The following is an 18,539-nucleotide window of genomic DNA, read 5'->3' on the forward strand; positions in this document are numbered from 1 at the left end:
ATTAAAATTCGAGTGTGATTCCTCCAAAAATAGTGAGTCCCGGCGCAGGCTCATAAAACCTTCCTCCAAAGGCATTAATACGCACATTATCCGTGTATTTTTGATCTAGCACATTATTTACCCCAATGTAAGGCTTTAACCTGACCTCTCTAAATAATGTCTCGTAGCTTGCTCTCACATTAACAAGCTCATATCCATCTATGGTAGTCTCGTTGCTATCTTGAGCAAATTGCTCTCCTATAAAGTTTGTGCTCACGCTCGCGTTAAAACCATTGCTCCCTGCATATTGTAATCCTACACTAGACATATGCTTTGCAATTCCCGGCAAGAAATTACCGTCAAAATCTCCGTTTGGCGTTTCAAATTCATCGTAAGTGAAATCTGAGTAGGTGTAAGAACCCGTAGCGTTTAGCCAACCGTTTCCTAAGGGTAATGCTCTGTATGAAGCCTCAACCTCAACACCATGACGCTTAGTTTTTCCTGCATTTCTAAAAAACTCACGATCTGGAAATTCCGCCAACTCAAAAGGCACTAAATCATCTTTTGTGTTTATCAAAAACGCAGCGAGTTGATATTGCAACTTACTTGCAATAGTCCCTTTTAAACCCACTTCAAAGCTAGCTGCCTTTTGAGCTTTTAGATTTTCATTAAATCCTATAGAACCATCAGGATTTGATGATAATTCTGATAATGATGGTGTCTCAAAACTTGTTGCGACATTCATGTATGCAGATAACGCTTTCGCGAAAGCGTAACTAACACCAACACTAGGGTTAAAAGAATTTAATGTAAGACTTCCAGAATCATCCCCATTATCCAGTAAATCATCATCTGCCGAAAGTTTGTTGTAATCAAACCTCGCTCCGGCTGTAATCAATAATTTACCTAGCGAAAGGTGGTCTGTAACATAAATACCTAGGTTAGTAAATTTCTCGCGCTGTCCTAGCGTTTGACCTCCCTCTTCTCCATCAAGGTTTCTAAACCTGTTTCTGCGATCATTTTGATAAGCAAAGTCGTATCCTGCGCGTATGGTATTCTTATTTTTCTTGTAAGTAATACTCGTTCCTTGCCCTAAGTAATTGCGTGATAAGTCTACAATACCACCAAATTCAAATGGCAACAGCCCATTAAACTGTCGGTTGCTATAAAAAGCATAGGCATTTACGGTGGTATTCTCATTCTTATTCCACGCTAGGCTGGTTCCTACTTTAAACTGCTCTATAGCCTCACCAGTTTTAAACTGCACATTTCTATCTCTCGCCTGTCTTCTATTAGCGTTAACTTCCTCTAGCGTCAATCCGCCAGGATCATCTGCCTGTGGTGAATCTGCATAATTAAGAATAGCCGTTAAAGAAGTATTCTCGCCTATTTTAAATTGCCCTTTAAAATTGGTGTTTATTTGCTCAAAACCACTTTGATCTCTGTAACCATCGCTAGTCGCATAATTACCGTGGAAGGTATAGTTTGCATTTGCATCTCCTATGGTAGCCGTGGCTTGATAATTTTGAAATCCAAAAGCACCTATTCCAGCTTTTACTGAGGTGCTATTTCCCGCCAGGGTGTCAAAAGATTTTGTAGCAATATCAATTACACCACCAGATGCATTCCCATAAAGGCTAGCACTTGCACCTTTTGTAATCTCAATACGATCAATAATCCCAAGGTTAATATTATCTAGTTGTCCTTGCCCATCTGGAGTAGTCTCAGGAATCCCATCTACAATAAGTTTTATGCCTCGTATTCCAAAACTAGATCGTGCTCCAAAACCACGGATTGAAATTCGTAAATCCTGAGCAAAGTTGTTTGCATTTTGAGTAAACACACCTGGCACTTGCTGCACATACTCTTGTAAGGATAATTGCTGTCTAGTAGCATCTTCCTTGCTCGTGGTAATCACCGAAACGGCTGCCGGTATCTGCTGTACATTACTCTTAATTCTCGATGAGGAAATTATAATTGTATCAATAGTCTGATTAGGTATAGATCCCGTCTGACTATAGGCACCATAAAAGAATGCAATCGAACAGATAAAAGAGGTGATAATATTTTTCAAGGGTGGCAATTTTTGGCGAAAAGTACTGCCTATAAGAAGAAACTCAAAATAAAGCTACATTTACTTATGTAAACATGTTCATGATATGAAACGATTATTACAACTTAAAAAATGGATTTATAAGCAATTAAATGCAATAACTCCTGGTGCTATTGCCACTAGAGGTGCCGCAAGAGGACTTTTTACAGGGACCTCCATTATCTTTTTGATTTTTGCGATCCACGCTATACAAACGATGGGTGACACTACACTCATACTATTACAGCTCGCTATTCTTATAGGGATTGTACTATCTGTATACTTAGGACTATGGGTGCTTAAAAAGCTCACTCGCATTCCTAAAATTCTCCAGCTAGCACTACTGATCACTACACCACTCCTTCTGCTATCATTATCAGAAGAACTTGTTTACTGGTTATGGGCTGTGATTACACTTGCAACCGCAGGAGCTGCTATTGCTGTCCTTACTAGCAAAGGATTTAGACAGAAGACTATTATAAAAAAAATAATAACACTTCTGGGAGGAGTACTCGCAATTACTGGATGTACGCTCGCGATTTTGGGACTCGCGCCTGACGGTTTTGACATGAAACCAATAGCAAATGCGGCTGCACTAAGTTCAAATAATATTGCACCAATTGAAGCTCCCTCTCCATCTTTAAATGGCAATTACAAAGTACAGACATTAACGTACGGTAGCGGTACTGACAAACACAGACCTGAATATGGAGAAGACGCCACTATGATCACAAATACTATAGATGGAGTACCGTTTTTAGATAATTGGGAAGGAATGAGCGGATGGTATAGAGAACGTTTTTGGGGATTTGACGCTAGAGAACTTCCTATAAATGGTAGGGTGTGGTATCCAGAGGGAGAAGGCCCATTCCCACTTGCATTAATTGTTCACGGTAATCACTCCATGCATGACTTCTCAGACAAAGGTTATGCGTATCTAGGAGAATTAATGGCATCAAGAGGATTCATTTTTGCATCTGTAGATCAAAATTTCATCAATAGCAGTTGGTCAGATATTCCTGAAGGTCTTGAAGAAGAAAATGATGCTCGTGGCTGGATACTTCTAGAACACCTAAAAGCATGGCATGAGTGGAATAAAGATTCAGAAAGTAAATTTTATAACAAAGTTGACACCACGCAGATAGCATTACTAGGTCACTCTCGAGGCGGTGAGGCCGTTGCTCACGCCGCCTTACTAAACAAGCTTACACATTACCCTGATGATGCAACCATCGCTATGGATTACAACTATAATATCAACACTATCATTGCGATTGCTCCTGTAGACGGACAGTACGAACCTGGGAATACCCGCACATCACTTAAAGACATCAACTACTTTGTGATGCATGGCGCTCAAGATGGTGATGTAAGTTCTTATGCAGGATCCAAGCAATATGAACGCATCACATTTTCTGACAGTACAGATTACATAAAAAGCGGACTTTATATACAAGGAGCAAATCATGGACAGTTTAATACTAGCTGGGGAGATAATGATGCGGGACTTTCTGTAACGCAGTTTTTAAATAACAAGCAATTGCTTCCCAAAAAAGATCAAGAAGAAATCGCCAAGGTTTATATAAGTGCCTTTCTAGAGGCAACACTTAAAAATCACAAGGAATACCTACCATTATTTATAGATGCTCGCAAAGGGAAAGAATGGCTTCCCGAAACCATCTACTTTAATCAATATGAGGATAGCTCTTTTGAGGCTATCGCAACCTTTGATGAAGATTTTGATGTTGTGACTACGGTAGACACTACCACAATTATAACAACGCAACACCTAAGCGTCTGGAGAGAACAAGAAATAGCACTAAAATGGGGAGAGAAAGGTAGTCGCGCGGCATATGTAGGTTGGCATTATGATGATATTGAAGAAGGAACAACACTTCCCGACAGCATCGTTGCTAGTTATTCATTTGTTTTCAAAAAACCGCTCAGCACCATAGACAGTAGCAAAGTATTTACATTTTCACTAGCAGAATCCACTGAAAATACAAATCCAAAATCAGGTGGAAAATGGATAAACGATGAAAACAACAATATAAATAAGGAACCATTACTGACTAACAATATCGCTAACAACAGTGAGGAACCTACCGAAGATAGTATAGATGGTGGTGAAGGCACAGAGTTCCCAAAAGAACCTATTGACTTTACAGTTATTATGGAGGACACCGCTGGAAACACCGCTTCTATGTGTTTAAGTGACTTCTCTGCATTACAAAAGGAAATAGGTGTGCGAGTATGGAAGTCTCAATTCATAGAAGAGGAAACACTCTCAGAAAATGTATTCCAGACTTATTATTTCCCACTAGCGGACTTCCAAGATCGCAACAAGGCTCTTGATGTAAAAAAAATTGTGAGTATCTCGTTCGTTTTTGACAACACTTCAGAAGGTGTAGTTGTTTTAGATAATGTTGGTTTTATGAAACGATTGTGATGTAGGTACGCTTTCGCGAAAGCGTATTAAAAACAGTATAAACACAAAAAAGAAAGACCCGCTATCACAGCAGGTCTTTCTTTTTATGTGCTTTACCCAACATACATTGAGCAATACTCTTGATCTTTTATAGATTACGCTTCACAACTCGCGCAGTCTTTCTTCTGCTTGAATTTTTGTGCTGCATTCATACTGTGCTGGTAGTATAAAGATTTTAACCCTAGCTTCCATGCAGTCACGTGGATCTTGTTAATCTCTTTTACTGGCATTTCTGGATGCACAATAATATTTACAGATTGTCCTTGATCAATGTGATTTTGACGGTTTGCTGCTTGATAGATAATATCCATCTGGTCAATTTCTGAATACGTTTTAAAAGTATCCTTCTCATTCTCACTCAAAAACTCTAAGTGTTGTACAGATCCATCCATATCACGGATACTTCTCCACACGTCTGTAGTATTCATTCCCTTTTCTTCAAGAAGTTCTACTAAGAATGGGTTCTTGATAGTAGTCTTAATTTTTGCAATATCCTTTACATAAATATTAGACCAGATAGGCTCAATTCCTTGAGACACTTGACCTAGTATAAAAGCAGATGATGTTGTAGGTGCAACCGCATTAAGTGTCGCGTTACGTCTACCATATCCTTTAAGTACTTCTGGCTCTCCAAAAGTTTCGGCAAGCTCTTCTGATGCTTTATAAGACTTCTCTTTAATTACTTTAAAGATCTCACTGTTAAGGTTAAATGCTTCTTGACTATTGAAAGGTAACATTCTAGATTGTAATAATGAGTGCCATCCTAGTACTCCTAAACCTAATGAACGGTTAGCCTTTGCAAAGTTGTAAGCACGCTCCATAAATAAGAACGTCTGGCGATCTTCTCTTGAATCTGAATCTCTATATCTTTCTAATTTCTCTAAGAACTCAGTAATTACTGCATCTAAGAAATACACCATAGTTTCTACAGCATCTGTATCCTTCCACTTATCGTAGTGTAATACGTTAACCGAAGAAAGTACACATACGAAAGACCAGTCATCATTAGAAGGTAACATGATCTCTGTACAAAGGTTACTTGCATAGATTTTGTGATCTTTGTCCTTATACACATCGGCAGCACCATTGTTTGCGTTGTCTGTAAAGAAGATGTATGGGTATCCCATCTCTCCTCTAGACTGCAATACTTTTGCCCATAATGCACGCTTTGCACTATCTCCTGCAATCATTTCTTCCATCCACTCGTTTGTCACAGTCACACCGTGAGTAAGCTCTTGGATGCTATTTCCTTCTGTTCCTATTTCTAAGAACTCTTCAATATCTGCATGCTCGATAGGTAAGTAAGGAGAAAAACGACCACGTCTTACAGATCCTTGACTCACTACATCTACCATAGATTCAAAAAGTTGCATGATGTGTACAGAACCAGACGCTTGCCCGTTGTTCTTTACATCTGCCCCTCTTGGTCTTATTTTACCAAAATAACCAGAAGTACCACCACCTAGTTTTGACATCATTCCTACTTCAGACTGTGTGTACAAGATGTTACCCATATCGTCAGAGATATGTGACCCGAAACAGCTTATAGGAAGACCTCTTTCTTTTCCAAAGTTTGACCATACTGGAGAAGCTAGTGAGTAAAAACCTTCAGACATATACCCGTAGAATTTATCACTAAATCCTGGCATCCCTAAAATATCTTCTGCTCTATCTGCTACTTCACGTATACGTTGCTCTGGAGATACTCCAGGGCTTAAATATCCTGCACCTAAAAACTTGCGACTATTTTCTGTAAGCCATTCAAATCCGGCTCCTTCACCTTCTGTTTTATTAGACAACGCTTCTTTACGAGCAGCTAGTAGTTCATTTTCTTTTCCTGCTGTCGTTGCAGAAACTTGTCCTTTAATTAGTTCTTGATCGTTCATTTAAAATAGGTCGTCTTCGGTTATACTTTGTGCTCTTTTTGTGTAGTTGACAGATCTCTTAACAAAGAAATCGCCATGTTTGGTTCCTATGATTTCATCATCAAACCACTCTGCATCTTTTAATAAAGTCTGGTCAACTTCAAAAACAGGCTCAATACCAATACTCACAAGAGATTTATTGAATCTGTCTTTTATAAATTCGTTTACAAGCGCTTTAGGTAAGAAGTCTAATTCTCCAGCTTCAAAAATCCAGTCTACAATATTGCTTTCTGCTTTGAATGCTTCCTTACACATTTCTTGTACGGTTGCGCTATGCTCTGCATCAAACCACTCTGGATTTTCTGCTTTAATAATTTTTATAATATCAATACCAAAATCACCGTGTATCTGCTCCTCCTTAGAAGTTGCCTCTACTACGTTTGATATTCCTTTAAGCATGTTTTTATGCTTATTAAATGCCATGATAATTAAGAACTGAGAAAACAGTGATACGTGCTCAATAAAGAGAGAGAATAATAAGATAGACTCTGAGTATTCTTTATTGTCTTCACTTTTTGCATTCTTAAGTGCCGTCTCAAGGTACTGCACACGCTTCATCATTACTGGCTTTTTCTTGAGTAATTTAAACTCTTTATTAAGACCTAGTATTTCAAGAAGGTGTGAGTATGCATCTGCGTGACGCACTTCACTCTCTGCAAATGTTGCTCCTACCGCTCCTACTTCTGGCTTAGGCATTTTGTGATAGATATCTCCCCAAAATCCTTTTACTGCAACTTCTATTTGAGAGATTGCTAGCATTGTATTTTTAATAGCACTACGCTCTACATCTGTAATACGAGTTTTGAAATCTTGAATATCACTCGTAAAGTTATACTCTGTATGTATCCAGTAAGAGTGTCTTATTGCTGGAACGTAATCATATAATTGTGGGTACTCGTAAGGCTTAAGATTAATACGCTTTTCAAAGATGTTTGTTTTACGCTTTTGCGCTTGTTCATCACGGTACAAAATGTACGTTTTTGCAACATCTACAAACTCCTCACTTAACATTAACTTACGCTCTACAAGATCTTGTATTTGCTCAATAGTAGGAATGTAACCAGCGTCAAGTTCCTTTCTCTTCTTAAGGTCGCTATAAACCATATCAGAAATACGTTGTGCATCTTCAGGACCTCCATGTTCAATAGCTGTCATGGCCTTAAGAATGGCACTTGTAATCTTCTCTTGGTGAAACGGTTTCGTTTGAAAGTCGCGCTTGACGATGTGGGTAATTTCCATAGCTATATTGAGTATAATAATTAAAATTATGCGGATAATAAAGGTCTACTTTTTATGGGCTCAAACCACCGTTTATCTTTCAACGTTTTCAACAGGATATTCACAATTGCCATTTTACTAGGCTTCACAAAGGTTTCATTTTCACGCTCATCTCTGTCATCAAGTCTATTTGCATATGATGACACGATTTACACAAATCTATCAACATTAGGGTGTGGAAAACTTAGTCAAAAATCTTAGCTTTTATATTAGGTTCTCACAGTCATTTCAAGTAGAAATGACACCTCGCTTTCTTACATACTCACAAACGCAAAGCGTTAGACTTATCGCAGTGGCGCACCACACCATAACAACCATCACTGCCCGCCAGAAACTAATACAACCACTCCTATACACCTATAAGAAAACCCTATCGCACTATGCATTAGTTATATGTTAGGAATCGTGTAAAAACGAGACCTAAACCTTATATTTGCAAACTATTTATAACGATATGATTAAAGTAGATTCACAAGCAAAAACTAAAATCGCAAGCCTCATGCAGGAAGACGGTTTTGATGTAACTACAGACTATGTGCGCGTAGGCGTGAAAAGTGGTGGTTGCAGTGGTTTATCATACGATCTTCATTTTGACAAAACGCATCAAGAAGATGACAAAGTCTTTGAAGATAATGATGTAAAGCTAATCGTAGACAAGAAGAGCTTCCTTTATTTAATAGGCACTACACTAGAATATAGTGGTGGACTTAATGGAAAAGGATTTGTTTTTAACAACCCAAATGCACAGCGCACCTGTGGATGCGGAGAAAGCTTTTCTCTATAATAACTTAGTTGGTTACGCTTTCGCGAAAGCGTAACCAATTTAAAACCTATTACAGTTTTCTTGATGACACCCTAGAACAAGAAAACTAGCATACCATGAAAAGTCACCCTTAGGGCAGGAATACTTTTCTATCACACATTGAAAAAAGAAACATGGCATATACTGAAGATGATTTAAGGGAAGAACTAAAAACCAAAGAATACGAATATGGTTTTTTTACAGACATTGAGTCTGAGACATTTCCTGTAGGATTAAACGAAGACATTATACGAGCTATTTCTAAGAAAAAGGATGAGCCGCAATGGATGACTGAGTGGAGACTTGAAGCATACAAGGTTTGGCTATCTATGGAAGAGCCAGACTGGGCAAACGTAAATTACGAGAAGCCAGATTTTCAAGCAATCGCTTATTACTCTGCTCCCGTAGCTGTAGACCCTAATAAAACACTAGATGATGTAGATCCAGATCTACTCGCTATGTATAAAAAATTAGGAATCTCTGTAGATGAGCAAAAGAAAATGAACAACGTCGCGATGGATATCGTGGTAGATTCTATCTCTGTAGCAACTACTTTTAAAAAGACGCTTGCAGAGAAGGGAATTATTTTCATGAGCATCTCTGAGGCTATTAAAGAGCACCCAGAATTAGTACGTAAGCACTTAGGAACTATCGTTCCTGTAAAAGATAATTACTACGCAGCATTAAACAGTGCAGTATTTTCTGATGGTTCTTTCTGTTACATTCCTAAAGGTGTAAAATGCCCAATGGAACTTTCTACATACTTCCGTATTAACCAAGGAGGAACTGGACAGTTTGAAAGAACACTACTTGTAGCAGACGAAGGTAGTTATGTAAGTTACCTTGAAGGTTGTACTGCTCCTAGTCGTGATGAGAATCAACTGCACGCCGCCGTTGTAGAACTTATCGCAATGGATGATGCAGAGATTAAATACAGTACCGTACAAAACTGGTACCCTGGAAATGCAGAAGGTAAAGGTGGAGTTTACAACTTTGTAACAAAGCGTGGTCTTTGCGAGAAGAATGCAAAAATCTCATGGACACAAGTCGAAACAGGATCTGCGGTGACATGGAAATACCCTTCTTGTATTCTTAAAGGAGATAACTCTATAGGTGAGTTTTACTCTATCGCAGTGACAAACAATCACCAGCAGGCAGACACAGGTACTAAGATGATCCACCTTGGAAAAAACACCAAGAGTACGATTATATCAAAAGGTATCTCTGCAGGAAAATCTCAGAACTCATATAGAGGTCTTGTAAAGATTAATGCAGGAGCTACAAACGCTCGTAACTTCTCGCAGTGTGATTCTCTATTAATGGGTAACGAGTGTGGAGCACACACTTTCCCATACATTGAGACTAAAAATAAAACTGCTCAAGTAGAACACGAAGCTACTACTAGTAAGATAGGTGAAGACCAAATATTTTACTGTAACCAGCGTGGTATTGATACAGAAAAGGCAATTGCTTTAATTGTAAACGGATTCTCAAAAGAGGTACTTAACAAACTCCCTATGGAGTTTGCTGTAGAAGCTCAAAAGCTACTTGAAATTAGCCTTGAAGGATCTGTAGGATAGTATTTATTTACTATTACAATTAATAACTAAATGAAGATTATTAAAATAATGAAAAACATACTATTAATTGCTGCTCTTGCCATCACTACAATTTCTTGTGAAGAATTCAAGAAAGGTTATGAAGACGGAAAGCAAAAAGCAGAAGACCAAAAGGAAACAGCTGCCGCTGAAGAACTTCCTGAGGTAACTTTATATAAACTAGACGGTGGTACTGTAATGGCAAATAACTTAAACTTATTTGCACAAGGCGACACGTACAAAGGAGAATCAAAAGAGCTTGCAGATGCATTTTTTGTAATCAAGCATCCTAAAGGGACTCTGTTATGGGATACAGGTTTACCAGAAATGCTTGTAGGTCAAGAACCATATACTCCAGAAGGAGGTGCTTTTACAATCTCTCGTAAGGACTCCATAACAACTCAACTTAAAGGTATCGGGATGACACCTGAGGATATCGATATGATTGCGTTTTCTCACATTCACTTTGATCACACAGGTGCTGCAAATCATTTTGCAAAAGCTACATGGTTGGTTCAAGAATCAGAATATGATTTTGCAAACGGAGAAGACATCAAAGGAAATTCATTTTATGCGCCAGATAGCTTTAACAAGCTTACAAACGTAGAGAAACTGAATGGAGACAAGGACGTTTTTGGAGATGGCACTGTAGTTATCAAATCTATGCCAGGACACACACCGGGTCACCAAGTGTTGTTTTTACGTTTAAAAGAGAACGGACCTACATTACTATCTGGTGATGTTTATCATTTTGAGCAAAACCGAAAAGATACGATTGTACCTCAGTTTAACTATGATATTCCAGCAACAGATCAAAGTATAAAGGATTTTGAAGCTTTCGCGAAAGCGGAAAATGCAAAGGTGATTATCCAGCACGATGCAGGAAACTTTGCACAAACGCCAGCGATACTTAATTAAGGTATGAAAAAGGTTGTCTTTTTATTGATAGCAAGTCTTGCACTTGTATCCTGTAATCAGAAATCTACCGAAGACTCGTCTTCTACCTCATATGAAGTTATCGAAGGTGAGTTTATATATCTAGTAGATGCTGCAATCATTAAGGGTGATTCCTTTATTTATGGCGTAGCTCTAGATGATAAAATGCACGAACTAGCAACCATAGTCAAACCATTACAACGTGATGAATATGATATGGTGCCAGTTGTTATAAAGGGTATTATTAATCCTAAGCCTACTAATGAAGAAGGCTGGGATTTTATAGTAACCATTAAAGAAATAGTAGAAGTTAAAGCACCAACGGCTGACACTTCAATTAAATTAGAAGCAGGAGACAAACTCAAGACAGAGGGTGGTTCCATTAAAGTAGAAAGCGGTAAATAATCGCACAATAAGAACGTAGAATTATGTTATCAGTTAAAGATTTACACGCACGAATTGAAGAGAAAGATATCCTTAAAGGTATTAATCTTGAGATAAAAGCTGGCGAAGTGCACGCTATCATGGGACCAAACGGTTCTGGAAAAAGTACACTCGCTTCTGTTATTGCAGGAAAAGAAGAGTATGAAGTAAGCGGTGGAGACATCGAACTTGAAGGAGAATCAATACTAGAAATGGATCCAGAAGAAAGAGCCCACGAAGGTGTTTTCTTATCTTTTCAATATCCTGTAGAGATTCCTGGAGTTTCTGTAACTAACTTTATCAAGACTGCGATAAATGAAACTCGCAAAGCAAAAGGCCTAGAAAATATGCCAGCTAGTGAAATGCTTAAAAAAATCAAAGAGAAGGCAGAACTTCTTGAGATGGATCGTAAGTTTCTTTCTAGATCATTAAACGTAGGATTCTCTGGAGGAGAGAAAAAGCGTAATGAGATTTTCCAAATGGCGATGCTAGAGCCTAAACTCGCTATTCTAGACGAGACAGATTCTGGTCTTGACATTGACGCACTACGCATTGTTGCAAATGGTGTAAATAAATTAAAGAGCAAAGATAACGCAGTACTAGTGATCACTCACTACCAGCGTCTTCTAGAATACATCGTTCCTGATTTTGTACACGTTCTTATGAATGGAAAAATTGTACGTTCTGGAGGAAAAGAGCTTGCTCTTGAACTTGAAGAAAAAGGATACGACTGGTTAAAAGAAGAAGTGGGAGCGTAATACGTTTAGACAACTCATAAGAGATATTCCCAATAAAAATATCCCTTATACTTAACTGTCTAGATTCATAACTTAGAAAAGATGAGTTTAAAAGATAAATTAGTAAGTAACCATATCGTACTTCAAGAAAGTATTGATGCAGATTCTCCTATATACGACATTCGTAACGAGGCCATCAAGACTTTTGAAGCAGAAGGGTTTCCTACAAAGAAATTAGAAAACTGGAAATACACATCTCTTAACAGCATTCTTAAGGAGGATTATAACATCTTCCCTAGTAAAGAAGCTGCACTAGACTTTAAAGATGTAAAGCAGTATTTTCTTAATGATGTAGATACTTATAAAATCGTTTTTGTAGATGGGGTGTATAGCTCATTTCTTTCAGAAACTACGCATGATGGTATTGATGTATGCACCATGGGTGCAGCACTATCAAAGCCAAAGTACAAACAAGTTATAGACGTTTACTTTAATAAGATTGCAAAGGGAGAATCTATGGATTCTCTCAACACTGCATTTGCAAAAGATGGCGCTTACATCTACATCCCAAAAGGAAAAGTAGCACAAAAGCCTATCCAGATTGTACACTTTGCTACAGGAGCAAATGATGCAATGATGCTACAACCACGTAACCTTATTGTTGCCGAAGAAAATTCTGAAGTACAAATTATAGAGCGCCACCAGAGTCTTACAGACAAGAAAGTGCTTACTAATGTTGTTACAGAGATCTTTGCAGATAAAAGAGCGCTTGTAGATTACTATAAAATTCAGAACGACAACTTAAGCGCTTCCCTTGTAGATACTACAGAGATAGAGCAGCACAAAGAAAGTATTGTTTCTGTGCATACTTTTTCTCTAGGTGGAAACATCACTCGTAACAACCTTAACTTTTATCAAAAAGGAGAGTACATGGACTCTATCCTTAAAGGTATTACGATTATAGAAGGAAAACAGCATGTAGATCACAACACACTAGTACACCACATTACTCCTAACTGCGAGAGCCACCAGGATTACAAAGGTATTTTTGCAGATAAATCTGTAGGAGTATTTAATGGAAAAGTGGTTGTTGAGAAAGAAGCTCAAAAAACAAATGCATATCAGTCTAATAATAACATATTGTTGAGTGATACAGCGACTATCAATTCAAAACCTCAATTAGAGATTTTTGCAGATGATGTTCGTTGTTCTCACGGTTGTACTATAGGACAACTAGATGAAAGTGCTCTTTTCTATTTACAATCTCGTGGTATCGGAGAAAAAGAAGGACGCGCATTATTGATGTATGCCTTTGCAAACACAGTATTATCAAGTGTAAAAATTCCTCAGTTAAAGGAAAGAATCACAAAACTTATTGCTAAGAAAATCGGTGTAAACATCGGCTTCGAGCAGTAGGACATTAGACCCATATATTAAAAGCCGTTACTCTCTAGTAACGGCTTTTTCATTTTAAACACAATACGTACTGGGGTAGTCTAAAAGTAGTCCAGTTTGTATCTTTGTAACAAAGAAAAATGCTATGCTAGACATTAAGAAAATACGCGAAGATTTCCCTATTCTCAAAAGAGAAGTAAATGGAAATCCGCTTATTTATTTTGATAATGCCGCCACTTCACAAACTCCACAAGTGGTGATAGATGCTATTGTAGATTACTACTCAAACTATAATGCAAATATCCATCGCGGCGTACACTCACTTTCTCAAGAAGCAACAGACGCTTATGAGGAGGCGCGTATTAAAATTCAAAAGCATTTTAACGCAGCAAAGCCTTACGAGATCATTCTCACTGCAGGAACGACACATGCTATTAATCTTGTGGCACATGGTTTTGCTTCCATACTAAAAGAAGGTGAAGAGATTTTAGTTTCGGCGCTAGAGCATCACAGTAATATTGTACCGTGGCAAATGCTTTGTGAGAAAACTGGAGCTATCCTTAAAGTAATACCTCAGACAGAAAGCGGTGAACTGGATATGGACGCTTTCGCGAAAGCGTTATCTCCTAACTTAAAACTAGTCTTTGTAAACCACGTATCTAACGCCTTAGGAACCATAAACCCTATAGAGCATATTATCAAAGAAGCTCATAAAGTAGGCGCTGCAGTTCTTATAGACGGCGCACAAGCTACGCCACACATCAAACCAGATGTGCAAGCACTAGACGCCGACTTCTACGTATGTTCTGCTCATAAAATCTGCGGTCCTACTGGTGTGGGTATTTTATACGGAAAAGAAGAATGGCTTACCAAATTACCTCCTTATCAAGGTGGTGGCGAGATGATAGATCAGGTAAGTTTTGAAAAAACCACCTATGCTGGTTTACCTCACAAATTTGAAGCAGGAACGCCTAATATTTGTGGAGGAATTGCAACGGGCGCAGGTCTTGACTATATGAATGCTATAGGTTTTGACAACATTGCAAGCTATGAAAATAAGCTATTGCAATATGGAACAGAGAAATTACTAGAAATAGAAAACCTAAAGATTTATGGCACTTCTGCACATAAAACTGCCGTTATTTCTTTTAATGTAGGCAATATACATCCTTATGATATAGGGACTATACTTGATAAACTAGGTATTGCCGTACGTACAGGTCATCACTGTGCACAGCCTATTATGGAGTATTATAAAATACCAGGAACCGTGCGCGCTTCTTTTTCTTTTTATAATACCAAGGAAGAAATAGACACCTTTGTAACTGGATTAAAACGAGCGGTCACCATGCTCTCATAATATCTAGCAGAACATCGTTTTCAGACATTGTTATATTGATACAGGTAAATTCACATATCACATTATCGCCCGTCACCCTAGTTGATCAAGAGCGATTATACAATTTAATGAAAAGGGTGTATCCATCTGCATATGCGCATTTTTGGAAAGATGATTGCTCGTGGTATCTCAGTCATATTTATAGTAAGGAAAACTTAGAACAAGAGCTTAGTGATGCAAATAGTATGTATTACTTCGTGCATTATAACGATGAGACAGTAGGCATATTAAAGCTTATTAAGGATTGTACATATCCACCACTAGCTTCTGAGAAAGGCTTTAAAATACATCGTATTTACCTAGATCCGTCAGTTCAAAGGAAAAGTGTAGGCAAAGCCCTGATGGATTATACACAAGAAGTCGCAATAGCGCAAAAACACAGCCTCATCTGGCTTGACGCTATGGATACACATATGCAAGCACAGCGCTTTTACAAGAAACTAGGATTTCAAAAGACAGAAAAACAAAGACTAGATTTCCCATTATTACATGACGAGCATCGCCCTATGTGGTTTATGCATAAAATGCTAGACTCGACAGAATGACAGTTAATCTTCTGGGCACTATCTTTGCAAATACTCTTTTACTATGAAACACACATATTACATAATCGCTTTAACAATAGGCCTCTTTTTAAGTAGCTGTGCTACCGAAAAAAAGGAAAGTGAACCTGATGTAAAAGCGCCTAGATTTTCGGGATACTACACACTTACGAGTATAGAAGAGACACCTATTACAAAACAAGGAATCACCTTTAATATAGAAAGTCAAAAAAGAAGAATAACTGGTTTTTCTGGATGCAATTCCTATAACGCTGCGTTTACGCTTACTAAGGATAAATTAGATATTACAGATCCGTTATCTACTAAGAAAGCATGTCCTGCAGAAGCTATGGACTTAGAGAAAAAAGTATTTAAAAATCTCATCAAGGTAAATAGGTACACTCTTAAAAACGGAACACTTACTTTATACAATAAAGATCAAGTACTTTTCAAAGCAACATCAACAGCAATATAATTATGGCAAGTATAAAAGAAATACAAGATGAAATCGTTGATGAGTTCAGCATGTTTGAAGACTGGATGCAACGTTATGAGTATATGATAGACCTAGGAAAATCACTTCCCATGATTGATAATCAGTTTAAAACTGACGATTATATTATAAAAGGTTGCCAGAGCAAGGTTTGGGTACACGCAGATATGACAGACGGCGAGATTGCCTTTACTGCAGATAGTGATGCGATTATTACAAAAGGAATCATAGCGATACTTATACGTGCTTTTTCTGGACAACCGCCACAAGCAATTATAGATGCAGACACTTCGTTTATAGACGAGATAGGACTTAAAGATCACCTCTCTCCTACCCGTGCAAATGGACTTGTGAGCATGATTAAGCAGATAAAGCTATATGCTGTAGCCTACCAAACACAACTGAATTAGATTACAAATTACGCTTGCGCGAAAATGTGATGCAATTCACCATTATTAACTAAATAAAAGAGACTGCATTGCAGTACAACAATACATATGGAAGTAAACACAGAAGAGTTAGGAGACAAGATTGTAAGAGTACTAAAAACTATTTACGATCCTGAAATTCCTGTAGATATTTATGAGTTAGGATTGATTTATGATGTTTTTGTAAACGAAGACATGGATACTAAAATCCTTATGACGCTTACTACACCTAACTGCCCAGTAGCCGAAACATTACCACTTGAGGTGGAAGAGAAAGTAAAATCTCTCAAAGAAGTAAAAGATTGTGAAGTGGAAATCACGTTTGACCCACCATGGACACAAGACCTTATGAGTGAAGAAGCAAAACTAGAATTAGGAATGTTATAAAAGTATTGTGATGCGTTTTAAGCTTATAGATTAAAACGCATCATCACTTTTTAATTACATTATTATGGCAGAAGAAATCATAAATAGAGTCGCCGGGAGTAAACTCATCACTTTTGATTTGGAAGATTTATATCCCAAAGGAAAGAGAGAAACACTAGACATTTCTGAATGGTTAGACCAAGGATTTATTTTACGTGAAACTCAGTTTCGCGAAAGCATAAAAAATCACGATTGGCAGCAATATTCGGGCTCATTTGTAGCTTTACACTGCAGCACAGATGCTATTGTTCCAGCGTGGGCCTATATGCTTGTTTCTACCCATTTACAGGATATTGCACAAAAGACCATCGTAGGGTCTCTAGAACTTCTAGAAACTATTCTTTACACCACAGCTATTGCAAATCTTGATACGACACCTTATCAAGGTGTTCCATTGATTATAAAGGGGTGCTCTAATAAACCAGTACCTCCTAACGCATATTTACTGCTTATAGAAAAACTTCAGCCTGTGGCACGTAGTATTATGTTTGGAGAAGCTTGCTCTACCGTCCCCCTCTTTAAGAAGCGCGCTTAAAAATTGTCTTGACATCCATACACTCCCTGTGTATATTTACTTTCTTAATTTATAAGTAAGTCCCTATGAGAACATATCTTTTTTTACTGCTACTAGCCACAAGTAGCATTCTAGTCGCCCAGACGAAGACCAAGAAAAAAGATTCTCTTCCTGATGGATGGAAAAGCAAAGGACTTGCAGAATTACTTTTTAGCCAAAGTGCCTTTAATAAGGAATGGCAAGGTGGAGGTACTTCTAACATCGCTGGTAACTTTAATATAAGCTGGGATCTCAATTATAAACGCAATAAACTTACGTGGGATACTAGACTCACGTCTATACTTGGTCTTGCTGCCACAAAAGATCAAAAATTTGTACGTAAAACTACAGACAGACTCGAGTTAAACAGCCTTGTAGGTAGTAGAATCAATAAATCTAACTGGTACTACTCCGGAGTTTTTAACTTTAGAACGCAAATGGCGCCTGGTTATGAATTTTTTGACCGCAATATTCTTGATGATGATGGAGAGATTATCACCACTGTACAAGATAGAAGAGAAATAACAGACGCCTTTTCTCCAGCCTATATCCAGGCAGGACCTGGTATACTTTGGAAAAAAAGCAATGACTTTACAGTAAACCTAGCACCCGCTACGTCGAGACTCATTTTTGTACACTCTAAATTTACAAGAGTAGACGAGACAGACCCTGTAGCCTTAGCTGCTTACGAACCATTCTTTGGTGTAGCTGCAAATGAGAATACCCGTTTTGAATTAGGATCATCATTAAGTGTGTATTACAAAGAAGAGCTTTTTGAAAACGTGGTTTTTGAAAACACCTTAAACCTGTATGCAGATTATCTGGAGAAGGTAAAAAATGTCGACTTAGATTACACGCTAAATATCGCCATGCAAGTGAATAAATATGTCACTACTAATCTCGCACTACAACTCATTTATGATGAAAATGCAGTGAGCGGTTTACAAGTGCGAGAAGTACTTGGAGTAGGACTTAAGTACGCTTTTCTTGAGTGGAAATCTTAAATAGCACACCACTTTACAAAACTATTTTTACTAGCTAACGA

At 37.9% G+C, this 18,539-nt stretch carries 17 protein-coding genes; 14 read left to right on the top strand and 3 right to left on the bottom strand.

What is annotated here, in order from left to right; genetic code table 11:
• Nucleotide 1: 1 nt before the first annotated feature.
• On the bottom strand, nt 2-2,053 hold the full coding sequence (locus SJY37_RS03205) for a TonB-dependent receptor (RefSeq protein ID WP_298329517.1): 2,052 nt from the start codon (nt 2,051-2,053) through the stop codon (nt 2-4).
• An 85-nt stretch (nt 2,054-2,138) separates the two neighbouring features.
• Between SJY37_RS03205 and SJY37_RS03210 the strand changes: the two genes are divergently transcribed.
• Nucleotides 2,139-4,520 carry a hypothetical protein gene (locus SJY37_RS03210; RefSeq protein WP_298329519.1) on the top strand — a complete coding sequence of 794 codons (2,382 nt, stop codon included), beginning with the start codon at nt 2,139-2,141 and terminating at the stop codon, nt 4,518-4,520.
• Between the two features lie 134 nt (nt 4,521-4,654).
• Here the strand turns inward: SJY37_RS03210 and SJY37_RS03215 are convergent, their stop codons facing one another.
• The gene (locus SJY37_RS03215; RefSeq protein ID WP_298329522.1) at nt 4,655-6,445 is read right to left on the bottom strand and encodes a ribonucleoside-diphosphate reductase subunit alpha; all 1,791 of its coding nucleotides are present in this window, start codon (nt 6,443-6,445) and stop codon (nt 4,655-4,657) included.
• Nucleotides 6,446-7,723 (bottom strand): ribonucleotide-diphosphate reductase subunit beta, encoded by a 1,278-nt coding sequence (locus SJY37_RS03220; RefSeq protein WP_298329525.1) that lies wholly within the window; start codon nt 7,721-7,723, stop codon nt 6,446-6,448.
• Nucleotides 7,724-8,216: 493 nt separating this feature from the next.
• Between SJY37_RS03220 and SJY37_RS03225 the strand changes: the two genes are divergently transcribed.
• The 13 genes from SJY37_RS03225 (at nt 8,217) to SJY37_RS03285 (ending at nt 18,498) form a co-directional block, all read left to right on the top strand.
• Nucleotides 8,217-8,546, top strand: coding sequence for an iron-sulfur cluster assembly accessory protein (locus SJY37_RS03225; RefSeq protein WP_013750987.1), 330 nt, complete (start codon nt 8,217-8,219; stop codon nt 8,544-8,546).
• 152 nt (nt 8,547-8,698) lie between these two features.
• Nucleotides 8,699-10,144: a Fe-S cluster assembly protein SufB gene (gene sufB / locus SJY37_RS03230; protein WP_298329528.1), complete on the top strand. Its 1,446-nt coding sequence runs from the start codon at nt 8,699-8,701 to the stop codon at nt 10,142-10,144.
• Nucleotides 10,145-10,192: 48 nt separating this feature from the next.
• The gene (locus tag SJY37_RS03235) at nt 10,193-11,080 is read left to right on the top strand and encodes an N-acyl homoserine lactonase family protein (protein ID WP_298329531.1); all 888 of its coding nucleotides are present in this window, start codon (nt 10,193-10,195) and stop codon (nt 11,078-11,080) included.
• A gap of 3 nt (nt 11,081-11,083) precedes the next feature.
• Nucleotides 11,084-11,503, top strand: coding sequence for a hypothetical protein (locus SJY37_RS03240; RefSeq protein WP_298329534.1), 420 nt, complete (start codon nt 11,084-11,086; stop codon nt 11,501-11,503).
• 23 nt (nt 11,504-11,526) lie between these two features.
• Nucleotides 11,527-12,279: a Fe-S cluster assembly ATPase SufC gene (sufC, locus tag SJY37_RS03245; protein ID WP_013750983.1), complete on the top strand. Its 753-nt coding sequence runs from the start codon at nt 11,527-11,529 to the stop codon at nt 12,277-12,279.
• 81 nt (nt 12,280-12,360) lie between these two features.
• The gene (gene sufD / locus SJY37_RS03250) at nt 12,361-13,674 is read left to right on the top strand and encodes a Fe-S cluster assembly protein SufD (RefSeq protein WP_298329539.1); all 1,314 of its coding nucleotides are present in this window, start codon (nt 12,361-12,363) and stop codon (nt 13,672-13,674) included.
• Nucleotides 13,675-13,798: 124 nt separating this feature from the next.
• Nucleotides 13,799-15,013 (top strand): aminotransferase class V-fold PLP-dependent enzyme, encoded by a 1,215-nt coding sequence (locus SJY37_RS03255; protein WP_298329543.1) that lies wholly within the window; start codon nt 13,799-13,801, stop codon nt 15,011-15,013.
• A 107-nt stretch (nt 15,014-15,120) separates the two neighbouring features.
• Nucleotides 15,121-15,597, top strand: coding sequence for a GNAT family N-acetyltransferase (locus SJY37_RS03260; RefSeq protein WP_298329546.1), 477 nt, complete (start codon nt 15,121-15,123; stop codon nt 15,595-15,597).
• Nucleotides 15,598-15,640: 43 nt separating this feature from the next.
• Nucleotides 15,641-16,069, top strand: a complete 429-nt coding sequence (locus SJY37_RS03265) for an META domain-containing protein (protein ID WP_298329549.1) — start codon at nt 15,641-15,643, stop codon at nt 16,067-16,069.
• Between the two features lie 2 nt (nt 16,070-16,071).
• On the top strand, nt 16,072-16,497 hold the full coding sequence (locus SJY37_RS03270) for a SufE family protein (RefSeq protein WP_013750978.1): 426 nt from the start codon (nt 16,072-16,074) through the stop codon (nt 16,495-16,497).
• Between the two features lie 87 nt (nt 16,498-16,584).
• Complete coding sequence (locus SJY37_RS03275) at nt 16,585-16,902, top strand: DUF59 domain-containing protein (RefSeq protein WP_013750977.1); 318 nt, start codon at nt 16,585-16,587, stop codon at nt 16,900-16,902.
• A 64-nt stretch (nt 16,903-16,966) separates the two neighbouring features.
• On the top strand, nt 16,967-17,476 hold the full coding sequence (locus SJY37_RS03280) for a DUF2480 family protein (protein ID WP_144782316.1): 510 nt from the start codon (nt 16,967-16,969) through the stop codon (nt 17,474-17,476).
• Nucleotides 17,477-17,541: 65 nt separating this feature from the next.
• The gene (locus tag SJY37_RS03285; RefSeq protein ID WP_298329554.1) at nt 17,542-18,498 is read left to right on the top strand and encodes a DUF3078 domain-containing protein; all 957 of its coding nucleotides are present in this window, start codon (nt 17,542-17,544) and stop codon (nt 18,496-18,498) included.
• Nucleotides 18,499-18,539 lie beyond the last annotated feature (41 nt).

It is taken from the genome of Dokdonia sp. R78006, assembly GCF_042466145.1.
In the GTDB taxonomy this organism is placed as follows: Bacteria; Bacteroidota; Bacteroidia; order Flavobacteriales; family Flavobacteriaceae; genus Dokdonia.